Raw genomic sequence first — 25749 nt, forward strand, 5'->3', positions numbered from 1 at the left:
GTATCTTATTCCTAGTCCAGGCCCAGTAGTTTGTCGAGGCGTTCGCGGGCGGTTAGTTGTTCTTGCACGGTTGCGTTTGGATCTCTGAGGATGTTGCGGTAGAAGACGTATGCTTCGGCGCGGTGCTGTTTTTTTTTCAATACACGGCGTCGATGTTCGGCATGAATCAGGGCGACGGTTTCAGGCGTGAATTGCTGATTGTCGTTCAATAGCTTGAGCAGCCGCGCTTGTTTGAGCTCTCTCAGACTGGGAATTTGAAAACGGGGTTTTGACATGAAATCGTTCATCAATCTTTTGCCTTTCTGTTTCGTTTGCTTCTGGAAACGGGTTGCCCACGGGTTGCATCTTGGGGAAGGGCGCGCGGGTGTCAATGGGGAGGCGAAAAAAAGAACGCTTGTGATAGACCATGATCACACAATGATTCTCAATGAAGCCTTGCGAAGACTCACGAAGTGGAACGATGCGATAGGGAACACTGCGAAGCAGTCGCAGCGAGTTTTAAGAAATGTGGCTCTACACAGGGACTTTTATAGTGCGAATTTCGACAGGCTGCGACGTGTTTACCGGTGCAAATCCTGTTTGCTCGCGCGCGCGACGTTATCTCCGCATCTTTCGCATCGGCGCGTTGCTGTCAAGAGGCCTTTATCCACTACAAAACAGGGACCAATTGCGAATAACTCGCAAAATGAATCGCCGGCCTCGGGCTCGTTGGTGCGACAACGCCGGTCAGGCTGCGGCGCGCTGTTCAGCCGGTTGTTCGTGCTGCTGCTCAACTGCGAACTGCTGACATTCCTGAACTACGTTCGCGACGAACTGTTTGGCGGTGAGGTGCTCTTTCAGATAGCTGGTGACTTTAGCAACTCGAGACGAGAAGTAATACGGACGCAAATGATAACGCAGCGGCGTCGCTCCGTTGATCACCTGCATGGTGTTCTCGTAGTTGGAGGCGTCGATGTTCGGAGCTGAAGCCTCACTACAGGAAAACAGCATCTGCAGATTCGGATCTTCGCTGCAGCCGAACTGCTGCTCGAGTTTAAAGCCACAACTCTCGGCCAGCATTTTGAGACTGGAGGGAGTGAAATTATGAATGTGAGCGTAATGGAACATTTTGCTGCGACGGGCGAAGGGAGCCGCGATGTTCGGGCATTCGACGTAGAACTGTCCGTCGTCGGCCAGCATGCTGCGAATGTATTCCAGTGCGCGACGCGGCGAGTTGAAGTGCTCGATCACATGGATGAGCAGCACCAGCTCGCGGCTGTGGTCGCGGGGCTGTTCGAACAGATCGCCACGCACGACGTTGGTCAGCAGTTTTTGTTGCGAGTAGGTTTGAAAGCCTTCCCCCGGTTCGATGCCGCTGGCAGAGTGGCCGTTCAATTCGAAAACTTTGACGGTACAGCCGATGCCGGCTCCGACTTCGAAAACTTTGGCGTCGGGTTCAATGTGAGACTGCAGCTGACTGAAAATGCGTTCGCCGTTTTTCCAGGCACGCATCACACGACGATCCGAGGGAGTCATCTCGCCGTGATAGCTCTGGCGGTATTCGGTGGCATAATAACGGGCGAGTTCTTCGTCGGTCGGGATCTGCCCGTGGGCGACGAGGCCGCAGGTTTTGCAGATTACCGATTCCAGGGGGTTTCCGTGCCGATCCCGATTGCCAATTTGTTCAAACTCGGTTCCCGCACAGAGATCGCACTTTTTTTCTGCCATTTCATTCACCGTTTTTTAAGCCAGATGCCTATGATATTTTTGCTGCTCCCGACTCAAACCACCGAATCGGCAGGAGTCGCTGGGATCAGAACGTCGTGAACACTAATCGGAGAGGGAAAACAGGTCAAGATGAATCATTCCAAGGCTATTTCCCAGGCGGGTTTAGTGAGATTATTCGGAATAGGATGGATGTATTTTGGCCCAGAGTGAGAATCGCCGTAAAGGGTGTCGTAGGATTGTGTTTCCGGGCTCGGGCATGTACTCTAGTGACCGTTGGCCCATTCGGAATGCCAGTCAGAATTGAACATCAATCAAGCCATCAAACTTAATGTATACAAAGAGTTAGGAAGATTTATGTCTGAGGGTAAAATCAAGAAGCTGCTCGTCGCCAATCGTAGTGAAATTGCCATTCGTATTTTTCGAAGTACGCATGAATTGGGAATTCGCACGGTCGGGATCTATACCCATGAAGACCGCTATGCCCTGCACCGCACAAAAGCCGACGAAGCGTATCAGATTGGCAAGCCGGGGCATCCGGTGAAATCGTATCTCGATATTGATGCGATCATCACGCTGGCGAAACAGAAAAAGATTGATGCGATTCACCCGGGTTACGGATTTCTCTCCGAAAATGCCGAGTTCGCACAGGCGTGTGAAGACGCCGGGATTATTTTTGTTGGTCCCCGGGTGGAAACACTAAAAGCGCTGGGAGACAAAATCTCGGCTCGGAAAATTGCGGACAAGGTCGGCGTTCCCGTGCTGGGGGGAAGTGGCGAAGCGATTACCGATGTTGCCTCGGGTCGGCAGACGGCGATCGACATCGGTTTTCCGATTATTCTGAAAGCAGCGCACGGCGGCGGTGGTCGCGGGATGCGGGTGGTTCTGAAAGAAGAAGATTTCGACCAGGCTTACGAGCTGGCTCGCAGCGAATCTCTATCGGCGTTTGGCAGCACGGATGTGTTCGTCGAGAAATTTATCTCGCGTGCCCGGCACATTGAAGTCCAGTTACTGGGCGACAAGCATGGCGGGCTGGTGCATCTTTACGAACGCGACTGTTCGGTGCAGCGCCGCCACCAGAAGGTCGTGGAAATCGCACCGGCTCCGAACCTCGATCCTGCGGTTCGCGAAGCACTCTGTGAAGCCGCTTTGAAAATTGGTCGGAGCGTGAACTACGAACTGGCGGGAACCGTGGAGTTTCTGCTGGACGCCGATACGAACCAGTTTTACTTCATCGAAGTCAATCCGCGAATTCAGGTTGAGCATACGGTGACCGAACAAGTCACCGGGGTAGACATTGTAAAGTCTCAAATCCTGCTGGCACAGGGCGCCAAGCTGAATGATCCGGGAATCCAGATCAACTCGCAGGAAGAAATCCAAACACACGGATTCGCACTGCAGTGCCGGGTCACGACGGAAGATCCGACGAACAACTTCATGCCCGACTATGGTCGCGTGGCGCACTACCGGTCTGCGAGCGGAATGGGCGTGCGTCTGGATGCAGGGACGGCGTTCTCCGGTGCGATGGTTTTCCCGTATTACGATTCGCTGCTGGTGAAAGTCACCACGTGGGCACGGACCTTTAAAGATGCAGCAGCCCGGACGGAGCGCTGCTTGCAGGAGTTTCGAATTCGCGGCGTGAAGACGAACATTCCGTTCGTGCTGAAACTGATCACGCATCCGACGTTTCTGAACGGCGAATGTTATACGCGGTTCATTGATGATACGCCGGAGCTGTTTAAGTTTCCGAAGCGGCATGACCGGGCAACCAAGCTGCTGACGTATCTGGCAGAGACGATCGTCAACGGGAATGCGATGGTGAAAGATCGTCCGAAAGCAGTCAGACGGACACCGGCACCGGTTCCCGAATACAACAAGAAAGAGCTATCGCCCCCCGATGGAATGCGACAGAAGCTGCTGGAATTGGGTGCGGAGAAATTCGGCAAATGGATTCTGGATCAGAAAGAACTGCTGCTGACGGATACGTCGTTCCGCGACGCGCATCAGTCTTTGTATGCCACTCGTTTCCGTACACATGACATGCTGCAGATTGCGGAAGTTTATGCCCACAATTGCCCGCAGTTATTCTCACTGGAAATGTGGGGCGGTGCGACGTTCGATACATCGATGCGGTTCTTAAAAGAATCTCCGTGGCAGCGTCTGGCCGAAATGCGAACCCGCGTGCCGAACATTCTGTTCCAGATGTTGATTCGAGCTTCGAGTGCCGTCGGTTATACCAACTACCCGGATAATGTCGTGCGTGCCTTCGTGAAAGAAGCCGCCGATGCGGGCATCGATGTGTTCCGCGTGTTCGATGCACTCAACTGGGTGCCGAACATGAAAGTGGCGATGGAAGAAGTGCAGAAGAGCGGTGCGATCTGCGAAGCCAGTATCTGTTACACGGGCGATATTCTCGATCCATCCAAGACGAAATACGATCTGAAGTATTACGTCAACATGGCCAAAGAGCTCGAAAATATGGGCGCACACATTCTGGCCATTAAAGATATGGCGGGACTCTGCAAGCCTTATGCTGCTGAGCTGCTGGTGAAAACGCTGAAGCAGGAAATCGGCATTCCGATTCACTTCCACACGCATGATACGAGCGGCGGCCAGGCGGCCTCGATCGCCAAAGCAGCGGAAGTCGGTCTGGATATTGCCGATGGTGCAGTGCCTTCGATGTCGGGCGGAACGTCACAGCCGAACCTGACAACCGTAATTGAAGCACAGCGTTTCACGGAACATCAGCCGACGATTGCAGTGGAACATCTGGACGAGATTTCCGAATACTGGCGTGCGGTACGGAATTACTATACCGCGTTTGAAAGCCCTGTTTTACCAGCAGGTGCGAATCTGTACGAGCATCAAATGCCCGGCGGTCAATATACGAACCTGCTGCAGCAGGCGCAGTCGCTGGGACTGGGTGATCGCTGGTCAGAAGTTTGTCATGTGTATGCGGAAGTGAATCAGCTGCTGGGTGATATCGTGAAAGTCACGCCGACTTCAAAAGCCGTGGGTGACATGGCGCTGTTCCTGGTTGCCAATGATATCAGTTGCGACGAAGTGATGACTTCCGATCGGGATCTGGCGTTTCCGGAATCGGTGCTGGATCTGATAAGCGGACGCATGGGACAGACGCCGGGCGGGTTCCCGGAAGACGTGCAGAAGAAAATCTTGCGTGGCGAAGCGCCGTTAACCGAACGCCCGGGAAGTATTCTTCCCCCGGCCGATTTTGAAGACGCAGCCAAAGTGGTTGAGAAAATGATCCACCGCACGCCGACGGATCAGGATGTGGTGACTTACCTGCTGTACCCGAAGGTCTACGAAGATTTTACCAAGCATCAAAAAGCATACTACGATACGAGTGGCCTGCCGACGTATGCGTTCTTCAACGGACTGGAGCCGGAAGAAGAAGTCGCAGTCGATATTGCACCGGGTAAGACGTTGATCATAAAATTCCTGGCGGTCGGAAAACCACAAACCGATGGTTGTCGTACCGTGTTCTTTGAACTGAATGGTCAGCCACGCGAAGTCATCATTGTGGATAAATCGTTGAAGCCGCAAGGTGATTCGCGACGTCGCGCGGACTCGGGTGATCCCAAACAAATTGGCGCTGTGATGCCGGGTGTGATCGTTTCGCTGACAGTGAAAGTCGGAAGCAAAGTCAAAGCCGGCGATCAACTGCTGATGCTGGAAGCGATGAAGATGCAGACGAGTGTGATTTCAGAACAGGATGGCGTGGTGAAAGAGATCGTTGCAGAACCGGGCACGCAGGTGGAATCGGGCGATCTGCTGATCGTGCTGGAGTAGTTTTGGACTCTGTTGTGTTGATCAAAACGTGCATGATGTATAGGGAAACTTCCCCATACCATGTTGCAGTGCAGGATTTTACTACAGGTGAATACCTCATAAATGTGTAGGTAATTTTGCTCGTTTTGAGTCACACTTCAACAGTATAATTTTGAATCGCCCCAAACAGTACTCATCCTATTTTGCCTAGCCGCACCAAGGTTGCTCCAATCCGATTTGATACTGCAAAAACAAGATCCATTTTGTCATCAAAGACGAGAGAAATTCAACACGGGATCAAATCAGCGCCGATAGATTAGTTAACAGGTAATCTTTACCCGTCTTATTCAGGTACAGACTCACTTCTTAATCAGAACAAAAGAACAGAAGTATTTTGATTCGGTTCTTTGAACTATTTGGAGCACTCGGCGAATGACTGGAGAGCGTGAAACGATCCAACCTCCACATTTTGTAATCTCAAGCGAGGGAGAGATTCTAGGAGAAGATACCCCTGAGAACCAGGAGCTTGTTCGCCGTGTTGTTGCCTGCGTGAATGCCTGTGACGGGATTACAACAGAGGAGTTGGAGAACGGCATTATCGAGGACATGCGACGGGTGATCGCACAGACTGCTCCTCTCTTGCAGGAACGCAGCCAGATGACGGACTTGCTTCAACGAGAAATCCGTGCGGAAATTACGGCACGTCAAAAGAAACAGTAAGCTTCAAATCTCAATTTGCGGTCCAGTTGATCTCGCCGCTAATTTCGTCTGATATAACCGCTGATGCGGACTTTAATTTTGCCCGTTGAGCGATGACCGGCTGGCAAGTTCAAACCGATCATGAGTATGCCGTCATCTTTGGGTACATACTCGGCTTTCTCACCAATCGTGAACGGTTTTCCGAGCTTTCGTTTTCCCTTTTCCTGGGAAATCACAATGCCCATCAGAGCTCCTGCAGGAATTCCTGCCGCCAGTTCTTTCATCGGCGTGGAATCAGGGAGCCCTTTGACACTGGTTTTGATGTCAGTCACAAAGTCGTAGGCTCCTGTTGACTGAATGCGAACCATTTTCCCTTTCGCGACGAAGCCGGCGGGAGTGCTCCAGTTGCGGCTGGCATCAATTTCGAAGTCAGCGGAATTCGACGTCATCAATTTTTCGTTGAGCTGCTTGATCATCGCTTTCACGCCGGGAACATCTTTTTTGATACTGAGAATTGATTCCAGCATCTCGCGTGATTTCTCATAGTCACCGGCATCGGAATATTTTTTAGCGATGTCAGCAGACTGCCTGATAAAACTATCGCGCAGTTTATCGGCCTGAATATTGAGTTGCTTCGTATTCACTTTTTTGCCAGAGGTTTGTGCGTTGACGGGTTGCACGACGATGCCTGCGACGAACAAAGCCCCGACAATCAGACTCTGAATTCCCCGGTTATTTCTATATTTGAACACAATACATTCCCCTGCTGATTCGAACCTTTGGTTGTCGTTTATTCTATTATGATTGAGGGTGAGAGTGTTGGCAATGAGATTTTGAAACGGGCCCGTTCATAACACGAAAGATTCCTGTTAACCGGGGGGCCATTGCATGGAACGCCCGCCTAACAGATGCAGGTGCAAATGATCAACGGTCTGTCCCCCTTCTGTGCCGGTATTAACGATCATTCTGTACCCATTATCCAGCCCCAACATTTCTGCAATTTTTCCCACTGTCAACACCAGATGCCCGGCCAGTTCCTGATCTTCTTTTTCCAGGTGTGCCATTGATTGAATTTCCTGCTTGGGAATCACCAGCACGTGAATGGGCGCCTGTGGATTGACATCCTTGAACGCCAGACACAACTCATCTTCGTAGACAATTTCAGCCGGGATTTCGCGATCAATAATTTTCTTGAAAATTGATTTCTCACCTGCCATTTAACCTACACCCTTTCTGATATATTCGCCGCCAATTTGAAATTCCCAAAGAAAACACTGCGAAAACACAGTCCAAGACACTCCATAGTCAACTCCCGTTGGAGCGGCCTTGGACCTGTTTTATTATATCGAACTCGCGTTTGATTGACATCAACCAGCAGAACTTCCCGACGGTCCGGGAGCGACATTTTTCGATCATCTGACTTCAGTGATTTCACTCAGGAAAACAGTTGCTTATACACCCCAAAGCCACCTGCTAACAGCAGTCCCAGACAGGACAGAAACAGGAGCAGATCCCACAGTCGTCCCGGCGTCAGGCGTTTGTCGATTTTGGTATAACGCAGATAGATGGCAGCGATCCCCAGCATCGGCAGCATAATCGCCTGCATCGTACCGGCGATCAAAACCAGCCTGACGGGATTGGCGCCGGTCAGAAAGACCGCCAGACAAAGCAGAGGCAGAATCAGTGACATGACTTTGATCCAGTTTTGAACGGCGTTGGGTTTGCTTTCATCGACCACTCCAAAGAATCGCAGGCCGTCTGAAAAGATACGGGCGTTCGCAGCGTTCGCAACCAGGAATGTGGAATAGAGTACGGCGATCGCGCCGACCAGGAACAGCCATTTGGCGTAAGTTCCGAAGACGGGAACATAGGCTTCTGCCAGCGTGCTGACCATCCGCATGCCGTCAGGGTCTAAGCCTTCCTTATGCAGCACGGCGACTCCCATCAGATAAAAGGCGAGCGTAGCGAACGTGTAGATACACATCGAAGCAAACGCGTCGATTTTCATCACGCGCATCCAGCCTTTGGCGCGGATCGCCCAGCTATTATCTTCCGAATGTTTGCCGGTAAAACGAGCGTAGCCCTTTTCCAGACACCAGTAGGGATACGCGATCAATTCCGTTGCCCCCACACCGATAATCCCGAATGCTGCCAGTGCCGTCAGCAGAGGGTTCATACCGCCGGTGGCTTCCGGAACTCCAAATGAGAGACCGCGAATAATTTCTTCGGTAGAAATGGTCCAGACTTCGGACGTCTGCAGCGAGATGACATTGCCGATGGTGATGAAGGTAAACGAAACGACCAGGACGGTTGATAAATGCTCAATCAGATTATAGCGGCCGTAATACAACAGAAAGGCGGTTAAGATCGCAATCACACCCGCCCAGATCTTGTCGTCCCAGGTTTGCGGTTCGATCAGTGATACCCCGTTCTCGTCTTCCAGTTTTTCATCGTCGCGAATTTTCTGGAGAATGAGCTGACCTTCTGCCTGCAGCCGTTCGATTCGTTCTTTGAGTTTGGCATGCCCCCGCAGATAGCGTTCACGCTCGGCAGGAGTGAGTGCCGCCATTGAATCTTTTTCATTCTTCAATGCTTCTTCGATTTCAAGATACTTGACAAATTCCTTTTCTGAAGGAACCTGAATCGCTTTGATGTAATCTCCCTGAATCGGCAGCGTCAACGCCAGCGCCTGCCCGACACCGCCTACGATGCCTCCCAGCTGCCCGATGGTACACAGGCTCATAATCAGCCAGAACCAGAGAATCCAGTTGGGGGCCTTATTGGAAGTGCGTAAGAATCCCAGACGAGGGCCGGGAACATGGTTCAACGCGGCCAGCGTGGTCTCGCCGCGCGAGATGGAATAGCGTCCGAGTTCAATCTGAACGAAGACCTTAATCAGACAGCCGACAATAATCAGCCATAACAGGGCGATCCCGGCCTGGGCACCGGTTTTGGTGGTGGCGATTAATTCGCCTGAGCCGACGATGCTCCCGGCAATAATCAACCCCGGGCCTAAGCGTTTTGTAATCCCCCACCAGTCGGTCGGAGCATCAATCGTTTCATTTACCTCGGAACCATTGGATGGATCGAGCGCGCTTTTCTCGTGTTGAGATTCCATCGTACTCCTGCTTCACCTTAGATTTCGACAGATGGGGTCATGTCGAAACACTACTCAGAGCCGTAAGAATTCAAACGGTATGAACTCTCGTCTTAATTATTTGAGTTGTTTTTCAGCAACTTCAATCGCTTTGAGCAACCCCTTTGCCTTGTTCAATGTTTCATAATATTCCGTTTCAGGAACACTGTCAGCAACGATCCCGGCGCCGGCCTGGACATAGGCCGTCGATCCCTGCATCACCAGTGTTCGTAGTGCAATACACGTATCCATATTCCCGGTAAAATCGAGATATCCGACGGCTCCTGCATAGGGACCACGTCGGTGTGGTTCAAATTCATCAATGATTTCCATCGCCCGCACTTTCGGTGCCCCGGAGACGGTTCCGGCAGGCAGCCCTGCTCTCAAAGCATCAAGGGCCGAACGATCTTCCGTGAGCATGCCTGTCACATTCGAAGTAATGTGCATCACATGAGAATAGCGTTCAACAACCATCACATCAGAGAGTTCAACAGAACCGAATTCACACACGCGTCCGACATCGTTTCTTGCCAGATCGATCAGCATGACGTGTTCGGCCCGCTCTTTGGGATCGGCCAGTAGTTCTTCTGCCAGTCGTTTGTCTTCTGCTTCGGTTTTCCCTCGTTTGCGTGTGCCTGCCAGCGGCCTGATCGTCGTGAAACGATCTTCCACGCGGACCATAATTTCCGGAGAGCTACCAACCAGATCGACTTCGGGAGTTTTGAGCAGAAACATGAACGGACTGGGATTCACCACACGCAGGCTGCGATAAATGTCGAGCGGCGTCGCTGCCGTTTCCAGTTTGAGTCGCTGGCTCAAGACCACCTGGAAAATATCGCCGGCCACAATATATTCTTTACAGGCTTCAACGGCTGCTTCAAATTTGGGCTGCGTAAAGTTCGACGTCCATTCTAAATCAGGCTCGGCATGTGCATCGACGCTGATGTCTGCCATCTTTAAAACGGTTGCATCGCCGGATTGAAAACGTTCACAGGTTTGATCGATTCGCTGACAGGCTGCCTGATACGCGGCTTGTAATTCTGCTTCGCTCATACCAGGTTGGAGATGAGCATGCGCGACGACCAGCACGGTTTTGTTAATCTGGTCGAAGACAACCATATGATCGTATAGCGCAAAAGAGAGATCGGGTAGTTTGCGGTCATTCTCGGGCGCATTCGGCAAATTTTCCGAGTAGCGTACAACATCGTAGCCGGCATAGCCGACGGCACCACCACAAAAACGGGGGAGCCCGGGCAGCTCAGCTGCCTGATATTGATTGAGAATCGACTCCAATTCTGCCAGGGGATCGTCGGCCGTTCGTTCTTGCGTCTTACCGTCTTGCTGAATGACCATGCGTTGCTCGTAGGCATCGACTGTCAAAAACGGATTGGCTCCCAGAAAGCTGTAGCGGCTGATCTGTTCTCCACCGACCACACTCTCGAACAGAAAAGAATAAGGGCCCTTTTCCAATAGTTGATATGCACTGACGGGAGTCAGCGTATCCCCGGTTAATTGCCGATACACGGGAACCAGGTTGGACTCTTTGGAGAGCCCTTTAAATGTTTCAAAATCTGGAACGTATTTCATGAATACTCTTAATTGCACTGTCTATGGATGAACAAGCATCCCGTTTTCTAATCGCTGTCGCGGTTTCTCTTATGAACGTTTCCCATTCCGGAGACAAGTTGCGAGCAGGAACAGTTCTCAAAAATCTCCAAAAAGACGATTTCCTGCCGACAATTAAAAATAGAGGGCATCTGAGTCAGGTTTCAGGTATTTAAAATGTCGATTCACACGAGAGGAATGGTATTACTGGCATCCATCGCATAAAATGTCAGAGTAGGTTTGATCTTACAGAGCTTTCAATGAGAACAAACTGCATTAGACTTTGTTTTCCACGGCCGAATGAGTATGGTATTTGTTCCCTGAGTCTACACCGTTTGGGGATGAAAGTCACGCGAGTTACAATACAAGCAAGAGACACTGTTTCAGACCTGTCGATTTGATCGAATTTCGTTATTTTAAGGAGAACAAGGGTGAATTTGGACGCGTTCACTCGCACAAGTGGTGAATGGCTGAGAGGAATCGGTCCGGACTCGGATATTGTGATGTCCAGCCGAATTCGACTGGCCAGAAACCTCGCACAGTTCCCCTTTATTAATCGCTGTACAGAATCGACTCTGGGCGAGATCGAGCAGTTGATGCGCCCGATCATAACGTCGCTTCCCATGGAAGAAAAACTCTCCTATCTCGATGTCAATAAGCTGAGCAACCTGGATCGGCAGTTCATTGTGGAACGACAGCTGATCAGTCGCGAACACGCCGAACGAACCGGTCCACGAGGTGTTGGTCTGGATAGCGAAGAAAATATCGGCATCATGGTCAACGAGGAAGACCATCTCCGACTGCAGGTGCTTCGTAGCGGGTTTTCTCTGAATGAGTGCTGGGACACGATCAATCAAATCGATGATCTACTCGAACAGCAGGTGACTTATGCATTCAGTGAAGAATTTGGCTACTTGACTGCTTGCCCTACGAACGTGGGAACCGGCATCCGGGTGAGTGTGATGCTGCATCTGCCGGCACTGGTCATCACTAAAGAAATCCAGAAAGTTTTCCAGGCACTGCAGAAAATTAATCTGGCAGTACGCGGCCTGTATGGTGAAGGCAGTCAGGCGATGGGTGACTTCTATCAGATTTCCAATCAGGTCACGCTGGGGCAAACCGAACAACAGTTGATCGACAGTATCAAGGAAGTCGTCCCGAATATTATTTCTTATGAGCGACGCGTCAGAAATTCGCTGATTAAAGAGAATCGCCAGGGGCTGCACGATCAGGTTTCACGCGCTTATGGAATTTTAAGCACCGCGCAGACGATTAGTTCAGAAGAAACCATGCATCTGCTTTCGAGCGTGCGGATGGGAGTCAATCTGGGCCTGATTGAAGACCTGCCGATTTCCGCCGTGAATGAGATGTTTATTTTCACACAACCAGCTCACTTGCAGAAACTGCAGGGAGGTGAACTGGAATCCAGCGAGCGGAATGCCGCCCGTGCGAATTATCTTCGCCAGCGAATCAGCGATGCCAGCAGTTCTACTTGAGCATGTTGTTGTAGCCTGCAATTCGGGCTGTGATGGAAATTCATCCGGTCCCACTCTCGGAATTTGATTACATGCTCGACACAGGCTGTCGGGCAATGTTAAGATGTTAATGCGTTTTGGTTCACCAGATACGCCCTGATCCTCACTAATTTCGATCCTAATTTCCCATTAAAAATCACTCGCCCTTATCAACCGGGATACCACCATGCGAAAATCTGTCTGCGTTCTACTTACACTCCTCGCATTTTCCATCAGCACAGTCAACGCCCAGGAATTTCAGAACCTGTTCAACGGGAAAGACCTGAGCGGCTGGGCTGGAAAAGAAGGTTTCTGGACCGTTCAAAACGGTGCTATTGTTGGCGAAACGACGAAAGAAAACCCGGCCAAGCCGAATACCTTTCTGGTCTGGCAAGGAGGGGATGTCGGCGATTTTGAATTCAAGGCGACCGTCCGATTCAAAGGAAATAACTCCGGCGTTCAATATCGCAGTGAGCTGGTTGACCCCGCCAACTTTGCATTAAAAGGCTATCAGGCCGACCTGCATCCGAAACCAGAATACTTCGGGATGCTCTATGGTGAGCGAACCGGCCGCGGGATTATCGCACAACGTTTCCAACGCGTGGAAGCGGGCGCCAAGGGGAAGCCAAAGGTCGTTGCCGAGATTGGCGATAAAAACCAACAGCTCACTGACTGGGACTGGAACGAAATTCGCATCGTCGCCGTTGGAAATCGCATGGTCCATCAAGTCAATGGCGTCAACACCATCGACCTGACCGATAATCATCCTGAAGCATTTTCCAAAGGCGTTCTCGGCCTGCAACTTCACGCCGGTCCTCCCATGCGGGTGGAATTCAAAGATCTGCAATACCGACCGTTAGCCAGCGACGAAGCGGCTGCGGTTCTGAAAGCAGCTGTTGAGAACAAAAAAAAGGCGCCCGCGCCCAAGAAAACAACATCCAAAAAACGCAGCCGGTTCGACTGGGTTTCAGAAAAGCCGGCTCCGGTCTGGGTCTGGCGTACGAAGAATTCGACGGGCAATGATCCAATCTACCTGCGCCAGAAATTCGAAGTCGCAGGTCCAGTCAAAGCAGCGAAACTCTATTTCACCTGTGATAACCGGGCAACCGTCTGGATCAATGGCAAAGATGCCGGCACGGCAACCGACTGGGGTAACCCGGTGATGATGGGCGATGCCAAAAAACTGATCCAAACAGGTACAAATCAAATTGCGGTCCAGGCCAAGAACAACGGCGGTGTGGCTGCGTTTGTCTTGAAACTGGAAATCGAAACTGCCGACGGCAAAAAACAGTCAATCATTTCGACTCCCGACTGGAAACTGAGCGACTCAAAAACCAAAGACTGGCAACTCGCTAGCTTCAACGATTCTGCCTGGAAACTGAAGCTGAAAAAAATGGGAGACTTTGGTAGTGGTCCCTGGGGAAAGCCGGGAATCACCACCCGGAGCGGCGGCGTTGATATTGCGGAACTCACTGAGAACATCACCATTGCCAAAGACTTCAAAGTCGAGCTGCTCTACGAAGTCCCCGGGAACGAAGAAGGGAGTTGGGTCTCACTGACAACGGACGGCCAAGGCCGCTTGCTGGCGAGCGATCAAGGCGACAAAGGGCTTTATCGCATCACTGTTACGGAAGGTGCTGAGGAACCACAGGTCGAAGTCGAAAAACTGCAGCTTAATCTTTCCGGCGCTCAAGGCATGACCTGGCATAACGATGCACTCTACTTTCACAAGAACGGCGGCAACCTCTATAAAGTGACCGATACAAACGGGGATGATCAGTTCGACAAAGCCGAGGTCCTCCCCAGCGAACGCAGTGGCGGCGAACATGGAAACCATGCCGTAATTGTGGCTGAGGATGGAAAGCATCTTTATGTCATCGGCGGAAACCATGCTGCCTTACCCCCCAAAGACAGCATTGTTCGTTTGCACGTTCCCACCTGGGACGAAGACCTGCTCTTACCGCGCGAATGGGATGCAAACGGGCATGCACGCGGCCGTCTTGCACCGGGGGGCTGGATTTCGAAATACTCTCCCGAAACAAAACAACACGAAATTATTTCAACGGGTTACCGCAACCAGTACGACATTGCCCTCAACCGTTTCGGCGACCTCTTCACCTATGATGCCGATATGGAATGGGACCTGGGAACACCCTGGTATCGTCCGACCAGAATTAACTGTGCTGTCAGTGGTTCTGACTATGGCTGGCGCAGTGGTTCCGGAAAATGGCCCGAATACTACGAAGACAGTCTTCCCGCTGTCGTGAATATTGGCCCCGGTTGTCCGACCGGTGTGATCAGCGGGCAGGGTGCGAAGTTCCCTGCCAAATATCAGGACGCGATTTTCGCACTCGACTGGACCTTCGGCACGATCTATGCCATCCACCTGACACCTGACGGCGCGGGTTACCGCGGCGAACAGGAAGCATTCTGCTACGGCTCTCCCCTTCCCTTAACGGACGCGATAATAGGACACGACGGAGCCCTGTATTTCACCATCGGTGGTCGAGGAACGAAATCAGCTCTGTTCCGCATCACCTATACCGGTAATGAATCGACCAAACCCGTAACAGGTGAAATCGCCGGTGGGGACGCACGAAAACTGCGTCGCAGTCTGGAAGCGTTTCACGGCAAGCAAAACGCCGCTGCAATCGGCGCCGCCTGGCCTCATCTTTCCAGCTCTGATCGCTGGTTACGCCATGCAGCACGCGTCGCGATTGAATCCCAACCCGTCGATCAATGGGCGGCGAAAGTTTTTACAGAAAAGAATCCTCAAGCCAGAATTTCCGGTGCCGTCGCTCTTGCTCGCATGGGAAATGAATCACACCGCGATGCTCTCATTGCTGCGTTGCTCGAACTGAAACCGTCTGAATTGAGCGAGTCTCAGTTCCTTGGTCTCCTGCGTGCGTATTCCCTGACCTTTATCCGTCTTGGGAAACCAACGGCTGAGCAACGCGAACAGATCATTGCTGTACTCGACCCTTATTTGCCAAACAAGAGTAAAAACATCAACACTGAATTGGTCCGCGTCTTAGTCTACCTCGAAGCACCCAACGTAATTTCGAAAGCCATAAATCTGATTGCGGATCGTGGCGAGCCTGAAGTGCCTGACTGGACGGAACTGGCCGGTCGCAATAAAAATTATGGCGGTCGTGTGCTGGAGATGCTCAAGAACCATCCGCCTTCGCACGAAGTCAACTATGCGTTCATGCTTCGCAACCTGCGGAAAGGCTGGACGATGGACCAGCGCCGCACTTATATTGAGTTCATCAACTCCGCCGCGAAGTTCCCCGGCGGTAACAGCTACGCCAAGTTTCTCGGCAACCTGCGAGACGAAGTTCTCGGTTATCTGAGTAACGCTGATCGTGCTGCGTTAGCAGATATCAGCGGCGAGAATTTCAATCCAGTTCCCGACTTTGAAATTACGCCACCGAAGGGCCCCGGCAAGACCTGGTCGATTGTTGAAGCCAGCCAATATACATCTGGTGGCAAACTGAAAGCGGCCAGTTTTGAGAACGGTCGTAATCTGTTCCATTCGATGCGTTGTGCCGCATGCCACCGGTTTGATGGACTGGGCGGGGATGTGGGGCCAGACCTGACTACGGTGAAGAATAAATTCGATGCCCGCTACATTCTTGAGTCGATCGTTGAGCCGAGCAAAGTCATTTCGGATCAATATCAGTCATCAATGGTGCTGACCGAAGATGGACGCTCTTTGACGGGACTGGTCGCGAAAGATGGCGATAATGTGATTATCTACCCGGCTGATGCGAAAGCCAAGCCGATCACACTGTCTGCTGACCAGGTTGACGAAATCCTGCCTTCTTCCGTCTCGCAAATGCCGAAAGACATGTTGAATGCATTGAACGGCGACGAAATTCGGGATTTGATGGCGTACCTGCTCTCAGGCGGCGATCCGAAATCGCGCGTTTATAAAAAATAAACAGCGGAAGATCTTACATCCAGTCGCGCGATTGTAAGGTAAAGGTACCTTACAATCGCCCACTGCGAAATACGCCGTAGATCAACCAGATTCCCAATAGACTCGACATCATGAAAATCGGAATGCTGACATACACGAGCCGTGTGTCGGAGGAAATGGTAATCGCCGAGGCCAGAATCAGCGAGGACATGACCATCCCAATCGCCAGGCGGTTTCCTGAGCGGTCCATTTCGGTTGTCAGATGATCGATTCCCTTGTGCTCCAAATGAATTCGAAGTTCATCGTCACTCAATTTGCCCAACGTGCGGCCGACCTGCTCGGGCAGATCATGCATGACCTTCGACAGGCTACAGGCTTCTGACCAGATTCGATTGGCGATCGCACGCGGATGATATCGCTCGGAGGAAATCTTATAAATGTAAGGTTCCATTTCCTGTGCGATATTTAAATCCGGTGCCATGCGGGCAGCCACGCCTTCGAGCGTAATTAAGGCCCGAATCAGTAACATGATATCGACGGGGCAGCGAATGCGGTGAATCGCCAAAATGTTGATAAAATCGGTCAGCATCTTGCCTACGCTGATCTGATCCAAGGGGATGCCGTAATAATTTCCGATAAAGTCACGCAGGTCTGCACGTAACAACTGATGGTCAACGGCTCGTTTTGCTTTCCCAATATTTAAAACCACATCTACCAGTTTGGCCGTATCTTTTTTCGCAACATTCAACAATAAGTCGACCAGCAAGTCGCGGCGTTCTTCTTCGAGTACTCCGATCATGCCGTAATCGATCAGGCATAAGGAACCGTCGGGCAAGACACGGAAATTTCCCGGATGAGGATCGGCGTGAAAGATTCCAAATTCAAACGTCATTTTCATAAAGATGCGTGCGCCGTTGGCGGCGACATCGTGCGGACTGATCGGCAGATTTTTTAATTGTTCATCATCGTCAATCCGATAGCCGTCAATATATTCCATCGTGATGATATCGCCTTGCGTCATGTCCCAGTAAATCTTGGGGACGTAGAGCGTCGCATCATCCTGAAATAAACGATAGAACTCGTCGGTGGAACGGGCCTCTCGAGTAAACTGCAACTCTCTTCGAATCGTGCGGGAAAACTGGTTGACCAGACCGACGGGATCAAAAACTTCGGCATCAGGGAAATGGCGTTCGATCATCGTTGCCAGTTCGTACATCAGGCTTAAGTCCTGTTCGATCACCCGGTCGATGTCTGGGCGTTTAATCTTCACGACCAGCTCGGTGCCATCATGATGACGGGCTTTATGCACCTGCCCTAATGAACCCGCGGCGAGTGGTTTTCGATCGAACTCAGCAAACAGAGAATCAATTGAACCGTCTAATTCTCGTTCAACTATTTCAATCGCCGTTTCACTGGGAAAGGATGGGACGCGTTCCTGCAGTTTTTCTAATTCATTGACTACATCCCGGGGAACAAGATCGGGGCGTGTACTCACAACCTGACCGAACTTGATAAACGTCACCCCCAGACTTTCAAGTGCAAGGCGAATCCGTTTCGCGCGAGTCAATTTGACCTCGGGCTCAGAACGCTTCCAGAACAGCAGCCGGCGGCCCCAGCGTAGATACCGCCTGAGTCCCAGTTGATCAACCAGGTCGTCAAAACCGTAATTCACGAGAACCGTGACAATCTCGCGGCTTCTCCGTAGATTTCTCAATAACCGTAGTGGGTTTGAATCCAAGGGTTTCTCCTGCATCGAAAGCGATCTCACGAATTTCCTCTTCGGTAAGCGCAGTCTGATATATCTGTTCGGTTTTACTTTTTATCTTAGCAGACTATAACAGACGTTCCTATGCAGCAAAGCCCCGATGTTATTAAAATAGAATTCCACGAAATCTTGTCACAATTCACCTGGAACGCGGAGTCGGATATATGCGTTTTTTCAATTACTGCCTGATGATAATCCTCAGTGTGACCTCCGTATGCCAGGCGGGCGACTGGCCGCAAATTTTAGGTCCTTATCGCAACGGGCATGCAGCAGAAGAATCAATCGACTCCGCCTGGCCTGAATCGGGTCCCCCCGTCAAGTGGCAGCGTGGTGTCGGAAGTGGCTATGCCGGCCTCTCGATATACAAGAATAAGGCAATTTTATTTCATCGCGTAGGCGATCTCGAAACCGTCGAAGCCCTCGATACTCAAACAGGGGAACCACTCTGGAAACAGACCACCCCCGTCAATTACAAAGGGACTTTTAATCCCAATGATGGTCCGATCGCCGTCCCCTTAATTCACAAAAATCGCGTTTACACATTCGGAATCGCCGGCAATCTGCAGTGCCTGGATCTGGAGACCGGCAAGAAGATCTGGTCTCGCGATACCCATAAGGATTTTCAGGTCGGACAGGGTTATTTCGGCGTGGGCAGCACTCCGATTATCGTGGAAGACAAATTGCTGGTGAATGTGGGTGGAAAACGAAAAAATGCCGGGATTGTCGCGTTCTCGCTCGACAAAGGATTTACTCTCTGGCAAACGCTGCAGGATGATGCCAGTTATTCTTCTCCGACTTCCGCGTTCCTGCATGGGCGTTTTTACGCGATCTTTATCACACGTCTGCATCTGGTTGGCGTTGATCCTGAGAACGGGAACATCCTGTTTCAATTTCCGTTTGGAAAACGGGGGCCAACGGTCAATGGTGCCGACCCGGTTGTGATTGGAAATAATGTATTTGCTACAGCCAGTTATGGAGTGGGAGGTTTCTGGGGCAAGATAGAGCGTGCGAACGCCAGCGAAGTCTGGCGGAACCAGCAGATCATGTCCAGCCAATATACAACCCCCATTGAATACGGGGGGAAATTAATCGGCATCGATGGTCGTCAAGACATTGGGACTTCACGGCTGATTTGCTTTGATCCTCAAACCCAGAAAGTGAACTGGTCTCATCATAACTTTGGCTATGCCACCTTGATTGAAGCTGATAATAAACTGATTCTCATGAAAACGGACGGTACACTGGTTCTGACGGAAGCCTCATTAGAGACCTATAAAGAACTCGGTCGTGCCCAGATATTTAATTCAACAACCCGGGCTCTGCCTGCGTTATCCAATGGGCTGCTATTTGTCAGAGACGAGAAGACACTGAAATGTTTACAGTTGAAATCAGAAAATCCAGCCCCCGTAACACCCGAGAAATCTCCTTTGAAGTAAGGTCTGAATAGAAGAATGTCATCCAGCCGACGCCCGAATAGTGAAAAAGAATTTGAACGAGCCCAGAAGGTCATCCCCGGAGGCGTGAATAGCCCTGCACGCGCTTTTGGCGCAGTAGGAGGTCACCCCGTGATTATCGATCGCGGGGAAGGACAATATCTCTACGACATTGACGGTAACCGATACATCGACTTCGTCGGATCCTGGGGGCCGCATATTCTGGGTCATCGTCATCCCCGTGTGATGGCCAGCATTGAAGAAGCCCTCAAGAAAGGAACCAGCTTCGGCGCTCCCACATTACTGGAAACCGAACTGGCCGAACTCGTTGCTAAACTGGTGCCCTGCGTAGAAAAAATCCGCATGGTCAATTCAGGAACGGAAGCCGGGATGAGTGCCATTCGACTGGCCCGCGGTTATACCGGACGGGATAAAGTCATCAAATTTGCAGGCTGCTATCACGGCCACGTTGATAGCCTGCTGGTTCAGGCCGGAAGTGGTGCGTTGACTTTGGGAACCCCTTCCAGCCCCGGCGTTCCCCAGGGATGTACGGCCGATACACTGGTGCTTGAGTACAACGATATCGAACAACTCAAAGAAACGTTTACCCAACTCGGCGATCAAATCGCCTGCGTCATTCTGGAGCCGATTGTGGGTAACATGGGCGTGGTACTTCCGGAACCTGGTTTTCTGGAAAGCGTCCGCGAACTCTGCACACAGCACGGATCAGTTTTCATCATGGATGAAGTCATGACCGGTTTCCGCGTCGCCTTAGGGGGCGCGCAGCAGCGATTTAACATTATGCCTGACATCTGTATGTTAGGAAAAGTGATTGGTGGCGGCATGCCCGTGGGTGCTTATGGCGGCAAAGCGGAAATCATGGACGCGATTTCTCCCGTCGGTACCGTCTATCAGGCGGGAACCCTCTCCGGAAACCCGATTGCAATGGCTTCAGGAATCGCCACGCTGGAATGCCTGAGAGAGACCAACCCCTATCCTCAACTGGAAGAAAAAACACAGCGTTTAACCCAGGGACTGATAGCTGCTGCTACCAAAGCCGGACTGGAGCACACTCTGGCTAAGTGCGGTTCGATGTTTACTCTGTTTTTCAATCCGGAAAAAGTCACCAGCTACGCGATTTCAGCACACAATGATACCGCCCGTTTTGCACGCTACTTTCAAGGTATGCTGGATCGAGGCGTCTATCTTCCCTGCAGTCAGTTTGAAGCCAACTTTACTTCTACGATGCTGACGGATGAAGACATCGATCATACCATTCAAGCCGCTGAAGAGGTCCTGCAGGAAATTGCCTGAATAGGCTCACTCTGATCATACGACTGAGACAGCCGACTTACGGTGTGAAGTCGGTTGTCTCGGTGATGTTCAGACAGAACTCTGCCAGTAATTGTGCTGCGTGATCGAGATCTTCTAACGAGACCACTTCCACCGGGCTGTGCATATAACGATTGGGGATCGCTACGATCCCGGTCGCCATACCGCCTTGATTTAACTGCATCGCATTGGCATCATTACCCGCCGGCCGGGAAATGCTGTTAATCTGGTAGCTCAGCTCATTCTTACTGGCCAGATCCGACAGTGTTGAAAAGACGACTGGATTCACATTCGGCCCCCGATATACCACGGGCCCATTGCCAAGCCTGATATCGCCATTTTCCTGCTTGCTGACAGCCGGACAATCGGTTGCATGTGTCACATCGACGGCGATTCCGACTTCGGGTTGAATCGAATAAGCACTCGTTTTTGCGCCGCGCAATCCGATTTCTTCCTGAACGGTCGAAACGGAAAATACGCCAAACTCGGGTGATTTTTCACTGACTTGCCGCAAGGCTTCCATCACCACCCAGACTCCCACCCGGTTATCCATTCCAGGGGCTGATGCCAACTGGTTCAGCATGGGGCGAAAGCCGAGCTCGAAGGTAATGGGATCGCCGATCGATACCAGCTCGCGAGCTTCATCTCCATTTTTAGCTCCGATATCAATCCAGAGATCTTTGATTTCCGGGACGGTTTTTCTTTCTTCCGGGGTCAGTAGGTGAATGGCTTTCCGGGCAATGACACCATGCACGGGACCAGTCGCCGTATGCACCTGCATGTTCTGCCCCAGCAACATCTGGATATCCCAACCCCCAATCAAGTTGGCCCAAAGATAACCATCGTCGTCGATGTATTGCACTAATAGACCGATTTGATCGCAGTGCCCAGCCAACATAACGCGTCTCATGGCATCGGGATTGACGGCGGCAATCACATTTCCATGCAGGTCAGTTTTGACTTCATCGGCAAAGTTGCCAACGTATTCACGGACCACTTCCTGAATGGGTTGTTCATAGCCAGATGGGGCCGGTGAGTGGAGCAGTTTCTTCAAAAAATCCAACGATTGCGCATCCATGAGAACTTTCCTGGAAGATTGAGGGTTTTAACTTCTATACGAAATAGCACCTCTCAAACTCCCTATGTGTGCTATCCCAGAAGCCGTATGTAAGTGGCTTAATTCTAGTGACTTATGATATTTTTTCAATCCGCCTTTAAAATTGGCTAAGAAACCGATTTCGGGAGAAGATGCTGACAGACTCCGAGAACGAAAAATTGTACAAAAAGTCCCGCTCATCCCAGGAATCTTTAAGCTAAGCTTTCAATATGATTAGAGCCAATTGAGCGGGGTGATTCCTGACTCGAAAGCTGCTTCCTGACAATAAATTAGTATTACGATCGACATTCAATGTCTGGAAGTGAACGAGTGACGAAAGCGATGTCAGGTTGTTTCATTTGCGCAGAATGATATTGAGGGCAGATTAATGGACTGGACAAAATTACGCAAAGAACTGATTGGTGAGGGAAAGCAAAGTCCACTTCCTTCTACAATCAAACTTCCAATGTTGCCGAAAGCCGTGATGGAATTTTCACGCAAGGCGGAAGATCCCAAGTCGACTCCTAAAGAGCTCAGTAAAATCATCGAAACCGACGCTGGTATTTCCTGCGAATTATTACGGATGGTCAATTCCAGCGCATTCGGATTACGCCGCAAAGTTTCATCGATTCAACAGACAATCACACTTCTGGGAATTCGTTCGACCAAGCTGTTTTTGGTCACCACAGGGTTGAAGCAGGCGATGTCGTCAAATGACTCGAAGCTGATCAATCTACCGAACTTCTGGAGCACGAACCTGGAACGTGCCTTAACGGCTCGGGAAGTAGCTCGCTTGATGAAAGTCGATCCCGACGTGGCATTTTCTGCAGCCATGCTGCAGGATTTTCTCTTGCCGGTCTTATCGAAAGAACTATTCGACCTATATCTGCAGTTTACAATCAACCAGGACAACGATCCCTGTCTGTTAAAAGATTATGAGCGCAGACACTTCAGTTGGGATCACTGTGCGGCTTCTGCGAATGTGATGCTGGACTGGTCTTTCCCAGACGATTTGATTTGCTCTGTCTACCTGCACCATGAAGGGCTGAGATTGTTGACAGACGAAAAACTGGGGAAGACCCCCGCTGCCGCCGTTGCCGTAGCATCGTTGATCCCCGATCCCCTGCGACAGGATCCGAACGGGTTAAACCAACTCTTGGCGCTGAATGAAGCCTGGAATGAGTTCAATCTGTTTGAGATTGCCGAAAAGATAGATACTGAACTCAGAGAAGAGTCGACGGCAGCCAGCAATTATCTCTCTCTAAAGAACCGTCTGGAAAAGCACGCCGTGCTGGTCGAGAACGAATAGATATTGAGACCAGAACAATCAACAAATGTCTGGTCGATACTTCGTGAGATGATTTCGGTCCCTATGAAGCGGTTGTGGAATAATCACTTGATGGTTTCAGGCTTTTCTCCCACTTTTCTTTCTCTGCTCTGATTTGCTCTTCAGTCGGTTTTTCCTGATCGACAGTCTGATCACTTTTTAGCAGATAGCGTCCGTCCTCAGTATGCTGGCAAAACTGTTTGAACCAGAGCATGCTGGCCACGTTCGGTTGCGGACTGTAAAGCGTGACCGCGATCCCTTTTTCATAGAGATCGTAGAGCATACCGAAAAAGCCACTCGGAATGTATTTCACAAATGTCAGCTCGACACCAATCGATTTACATTTTTCTTTATCGACCAGGCGGGTTAGAGTTTCACGCAGCAAGGCTAGATCCGCTCCGTCCCAGATTTCCATTGTTCCGAAATCCAGAACAGTCACTCCTTCACGCACATAGACGCTCATTCGATCGCGTTTTGAAGCCATGCTGTCGTTCTCTCTTTCTGCTTGTTGAGTATCAATGCTGTTGAACAGTGAACTGTTAAGAAGATTGAATAGACGCAAAGAGCGGGCCATTTTTGTACCGAATCGTTTACTCCCTGTTTAAAGAATCGATAAACCTCTGATAGGAAGAGACTTAAGAATTATTCACTCTTATCAGATTCATATTCTCTTAACAAAGACTGTTGTGTTTTTTCTACATCGGGACAACGTATGGTGTAAAAAGACATCACGACTGATCTGAATGTCGAAACACTCGGAAGTGGCAAGCCTTTACGCTCTGCTGCAATTACTATTCATTTCTACGAACAGCAGGCGACAAGCGTTGGATTTTGGCAACACAAAGCAGGAGTCAGAGGGGGACGTTTGAGGGCGAAAAATCTAACAACCCAAAGTGCGGAACTGTACAAACAACAAAGCGTACAGGAATCAATCAGGATTATTTCCGTGTTCGTCCGTGGCTAATTTTACTTCGAAGACGCCGCCTTTTTCTTCGGCTTCTGATTGAAATTACGAATGGAATCAGGAATCTGAGCCTGCATTTCCTCGTACAATTTCTTCAGTCGCGCCACGACCTGCGGATTCTGTTTCGCAACGTTGTGCTGCTCCCCCGGGTCGTCTTCAAGATTGAATAACATCATCGGAGCAGGCCGATCTCCCGTTAATAGTCCGGGTGGCTGATCGGGCATGGCCTGTTCATAAGGGGCAATGATCGTCACACCGTCAGGGCCGCGCGGATCAATCCAGTCTTTCCCCTGATTGGCCAGAAGCTGACGCGGGGACTGTTTCACATGCATTTTCCAGGGACCACTGCGCACGGTAAACAGGAAGTTTCCTTTCATTGAATACAGAGCGTTATGTGGAGTCTTTGCCTGCTCTGTCAGAACGGGAAACAGATCCTTTCCATCAATGACCCGGTCGGTTGGCACAGGGATGCCCGCCTGTTTCAAGATGGTGGGAAAAATATCAATCGAACCGCAGTTGGTATCGATGACTTGCCCTTTGGGAATTTTCCCCGGCCAGCGTGCAATCATCGGCACCCGCAGCCCCCCTTCCCAACTGGTCGACTTCATCCCGGAGAGCCCCGCGGTATGGCCGCCAAACCAGGGACCATTATCCGAGGTAAAAATCACGAACGTATTCTCATCCAGATCCAGTTCCTTGAGCGTTTTAAAAATCTCACCCACGCTCCAGTCCAGTTCGGCAATCACATCGCCGTATAACCCTGCCCCGCTCTTTTTGTAGAATGCTTCGGAAGCCGCCAAAGGCTTGTGTGGCATGGCATGAGGCAGATAGAGAAAGAAAGGCCGCTTCTGATTTTCACGAATAAATTCCACCGCACGGTCCGTATAGCGTTTCGTCAGATTCGCCTGTATGACCGGATATTCGAGGACCTTTTCCCCTTTCATCAAATTGACGGGACGCATGTCATTCGAATACAGAATTCCCAGGTAGTCATCAAAGCCGTGCCGCGTGGGATAAAATTGCGGATCGTGCCCCAAATGCCACTTGCCGACACAGATCGTCGCATAGCCATTCTGCTTCAATTTTTCACTCAGCAGAACTTCACTGTCGGGGATTCCCACTCCATTTCGAAACTGGCCTCCATCGGGAGCAGGGTTAAACCAGACGCCATGTCGCCAGGGATAGCGGCCTGTCAGCAGAGTCGCACGCGAAGGAGCACAATAGGGGACAGGCACATTAAACTGAGTCAGGCGGGCGCCCTCTGCTGCCATTCGATTGAGATTCGGAGTTTTAAACTTGGGATGACCATAACATTCCAGATCGCCATAACCCAGGTCATCGGCAAAAATCACGATGAAATTCGGTTTTGCTTTTGATTCCTTAGCGAAAAGAGCCTGCTGCGAGCAAAGTATCAGGCATACGAAACAAACGATGATTCTTTGAATGGCCATCAATGTGGATTC

The 25749-nt window shown here is 50.8% G+C and carries 17 protein-coding genes; 7 read left to right on the forward strand and 10 right to left on the reverse strand.

Going from position 1 to position 25749, the window contains the following annotated elements; translation table 11 throughout:
- Window positions 1-11 precede the first annotated feature (11 nt).
- Window positions 12-275: a hypothetical protein gene (locus Pan241w_RS22305; protein ID WP_145220107.1), complete on the reverse strand. Its 264-nt coding sequence runs from the start codon at window positions 273-275 to the stop codon at window positions 12-14.
- 451 nt (window positions 276-726) lie between these two features.
- Window positions 727-1707: a class I SAM-dependent methyltransferase gene (locus Pan241w_RS22310; RefSeq protein WP_145220109.1), complete on the reverse strand. Its 981-nt coding sequence runs from the start codon at window positions 1705-1707 to the stop codon at window positions 727-729.
- 354 nt (window positions 1708-2061) lie between these two features.
- On the opposite strand from Pan241w_RS22310, the gene Pan241w_RS22315 reads away from it, so the two are divergent.
- Both Pan241w_RS22315 and Pan241w_RS22320 read left to right on the forward strand, forming a co-directional pair.
- Window positions 2062-5514: a pyruvate carboxylase gene (locus Pan241w_RS22315; protein WP_145220111.1), complete on the forward strand. Its 3453-nt coding sequence runs from the start codon at window positions 2062-2064 to the stop codon at window positions 5512-5514.
- 411 nt (window positions 5515-5925) lie between these two features.
- The gene (locus tag Pan241w_RS22320) at window positions 5926-6213 is read left to right on the forward strand and encodes a hypothetical protein (protein ID WP_145220113.1); all 288 of its coding nucleotides are present in this window, start codon (window positions 5926-5928) and stop codon (window positions 6211-6213) included.
- Window positions 6214-6251: 38 nt separating this feature from the next.
- Here the strand turns inward: Pan241w_RS22320 and Pan241w_RS22325 are convergent, their stop codons facing one another.
- The 4 genes from Pan241w_RS22325 to trpE all read right to left on the reverse strand — a co-directional run bounded on the left by Pan241w_RS22325 (window position 6252) and on the right by trpE (window position 10915).
- Window positions 6252-6944: a hypothetical protein gene (locus Pan241w_RS22325; protein ID WP_145220115.1), complete on the reverse strand. Its 693-nt coding sequence runs from the start codon at window positions 6942-6944 to the stop codon at window positions 6252-6254.
- Window positions 6945-7061: 117 nt separating this feature from the next.
- Window positions 7062-7409: a histidine triad nucleotide-binding protein gene (locus Pan241w_RS22330; RefSeq protein ID WP_145220117.1), complete on the reverse strand. Its 348-nt coding sequence runs from the start codon at window positions 7407-7409 to the stop codon at window positions 7062-7064.
- 218 nt (window positions 7410-7627) lie between these two features.
- A complete protein-coding gene (locus Pan241w_RS22335; RefSeq protein ID WP_145220119.1) occupies window positions 7628-9310 on the reverse strand; it encodes an Nramp family divalent metal transporter in 1683 nt (560 codons plus the stop codon).
- A 96-nt stretch (window positions 9311-9406) separates the two neighbouring features.
- Window positions 9407-10915, reverse strand: coding sequence for an anthranilate synthase component I (gene trpE / locus Pan241w_RS22340; RefSeq protein ID WP_145220121.1), 1509 nt, complete (start codon window positions 10913-10915; stop codon window positions 9407-9409).
- Between the two features lie 449 nt (window positions 10916-11364).
- On the opposite strand from trpE, the gene Pan241w_RS22345 reads away from it, so the two are divergent.
- A complete protein-coding gene (locus tag Pan241w_RS22345; RefSeq protein WP_145220123.1) occupies window positions 11365-12429 on the forward strand; it encodes a protein arginine kinase in 1065 nt (354 codons plus the stop codon).
- A 205-nt stretch (window positions 12430-12634) separates the two neighbouring features.
- Window positions 12635-16390 carry a family 16 glycoside hydrolase gene (locus tag Pan241w_RS22350; RefSeq protein WP_145220125.1) on the forward strand — a complete coding sequence of 1252 codons (3756 nt, stop codon included), beginning with the start codon at window positions 12635-12637 and terminating at the stop codon, window positions 16388-16390.
- Between the two features lie 49 nt (window positions 16391-16439).
- On the opposite strand, the gene Pan241w_RS22355 is transcribed toward Pan241w_RS22350, so the two are convergent.
- A complete protein-coding gene (locus Pan241w_RS22355; RefSeq protein WP_232107237.1) occupies window positions 16440-18107 on the reverse strand; it encodes an ABC1 kinase family protein in 1668 nt (555 codons plus the stop codon).
- 191 nt (window positions 18108-18298) lie between these two features.
- Here Pan241w_RS22355 and Pan241w_RS22360 point away from each other — a divergent pair, with 191 nt between their 5' ends.
- Both Pan241w_RS22360 and hemL read left to right on the forward strand, forming a co-directional pair.
- Entirely contained in the window at window positions 18299-19570 is a 1272-nt protein-coding gene (locus tag Pan241w_RS22360) for a PQQ-binding-like beta-propeller repeat protein (RefSeq protein WP_145220126.1), read from the forward strand.
- Window positions 19571-19585: 15 nt separating this feature from the next.
- A complete protein-coding gene (gene hemL, locus Pan241w_RS22365; protein WP_145220128.1) occupies window positions 19586-20881 on the forward strand; it encodes a glutamate-1-semialdehyde 2,1-aminomutase in 1296 nt (431 codons plus the stop codon).
- A 37-nt stretch (window positions 20882-20918) separates the two neighbouring features.
- Here hemL and Pan241w_RS22370 read toward each other — a convergent pair whose 3' ends face one another.
- Window positions 20919-21977, reverse strand: coding sequence for a M42 family metallopeptidase (locus Pan241w_RS22370; RefSeq protein WP_145220130.1), 1059 nt, complete (start codon window positions 21975-21977; stop codon window positions 20919-20921).
- Window positions 21978-22383: 406 nt separating this feature from the next.
- Here Pan241w_RS22370 and Pan241w_RS22375 point away from each other — a divergent pair, with 406 nt between their 5' ends.
- Window positions 22384-23304 (forward strand): HDOD domain-containing protein, encoded by a 921-nt coding sequence (locus Pan241w_RS22375; protein WP_145220131.1) that lies wholly within the window; start codon window positions 22384-22386, stop codon window positions 23302-23304.
- A gap of 61 nt (window positions 23305-23365) precedes the next feature.
- Here Pan241w_RS22375 and Pan241w_RS22380 read toward each other — a convergent pair whose 3' ends face one another.
- Window positions 23366-23806 carry a hypothetical protein gene (locus Pan241w_RS22380; RefSeq protein ID WP_145220133.1) on the reverse strand — a complete coding sequence of 147 codons (441 nt, stop codon included), beginning with the start codon at window positions 23804-23806 and terminating at the stop codon, window positions 23366-23368.
- A gap of 482 nt (window positions 23807-24288) precedes the next feature.
- Window positions 24289-25737: a sulfatase-like hydrolase/transferase gene (locus tag Pan241w_RS22385; RefSeq protein WP_145220135.1), complete on the reverse strand. Its 1449-nt coding sequence runs from the start codon at window positions 25735-25737 to the stop codon at window positions 24289-24291.
- Window positions 25738-25749: the final 12 nt, after the last annotated feature.

It is taken from the genome of Gimesia alba, assembly GCF_007744675.1.
Lineage (GTDB): Bacteria > Planctomycetota > Planctomycetia > Planctomycetales > Planctomycetaceae > Gimesia > Gimesia alba.

Excerpts from the sequence above, each read along its gene's own strand:
- Pan241w_RS22305 (WP_145220107.1), bottom strand. The coding sequence starts at position 275 with ATGTCAAAACCCCGTTTTCAAATTCCCAGTCTGAGAGAGCTCAAACAA.
- Pan241w_RS22310 (WP_145220109.1), bottom strand. The coding sequence starts at position 1,707 with ATGGCAGAAAAAAAGTGCGATCTCTGTGCGGGAACCGAGTTTGAACAA.
- Pan241w_RS22315 (WP_145220111.1), top strand. The coding sequence starts at position 2,062 with ATGTCTGAGGGTAAAATCAAGAAGCTGCTCGTCGCCAATCGTAGTGAA.
- Pan241w_RS22320 (WP_145220113.1), top strand. The coding sequence starts at position 5,926 with ATGACTGGAGAGCGTGAAACGATCCAACCTCCACATTTTGTAATCTCA.
- Pan241w_RS22330 (WP_145220117.1), bottom strand. The coding sequence starts at position 7,409 with ATGGCAGGTGAGAAATCAATTTTCAAGAAAATTATTGATCGCGAAATC.
- Pan241w_RS22335 (WP_145220119.1), bottom strand. The coding sequence starts at position 9,310 with ATGGAATCTCAACACGAGAAAAGCGCGCTCGATCCATCCAATGGTTCC.
- trpE (WP_145220121.1), bottom strand. The coding sequence starts at position 10,915 with ATGAAATACGTTCCAGATTTTGAAACATTTAAAGGGCTCTCCAAAGAG.
- Pan241w_RS22350 (WP_145220125.1), top strand. The coding sequence starts at position 12,635 with ATGCGAAAATCTGTCTGCGTTCTACTTACACTCCTCGCATTTTCCATC.
- Pan241w_RS22360 (WP_145220126.1), top strand. The coding sequence starts at position 18,299 with ATGCGTTTTTTCAATTACTGCCTGATGATAATCCTCAGTGTGACCTCC.
- hemL (WP_145220128.1), top strand. The coding sequence starts at position 19,586 with ATGTCATCCAGCCGACGCCCGAATAGTGAAAAAGAATTTGAACGAGCC.
- Pan241w_RS22370 (WP_145220130.1), bottom strand. The coding sequence starts at position 21,977 with ATGGATGCGCAATCGTTGGATTTTTTGAAGAAACTGCTCCACTCACCG.
- Pan241w_RS22375 (WP_145220131.1), top strand. The coding sequence starts at position 22,384 with ATGGACTGGACAAAATTACGCAAAGAACTGATTGGTGAGGGAAAGCAA.
- Pan241w_RS22380 (WP_145220133.1), bottom strand. The coding sequence starts at position 23,806 with ATGGCTTCAAAACGCGATCGAATGAGCGTCTATGTGCGTGAAGGAGTG.
- Pan241w_RS22385 (WP_145220135.1), bottom strand. The coding sequence starts at position 25,737 with ATGGCCATTCAAAGAATCATCGTTTGTTTCGTATGCCTGATACTTTGC.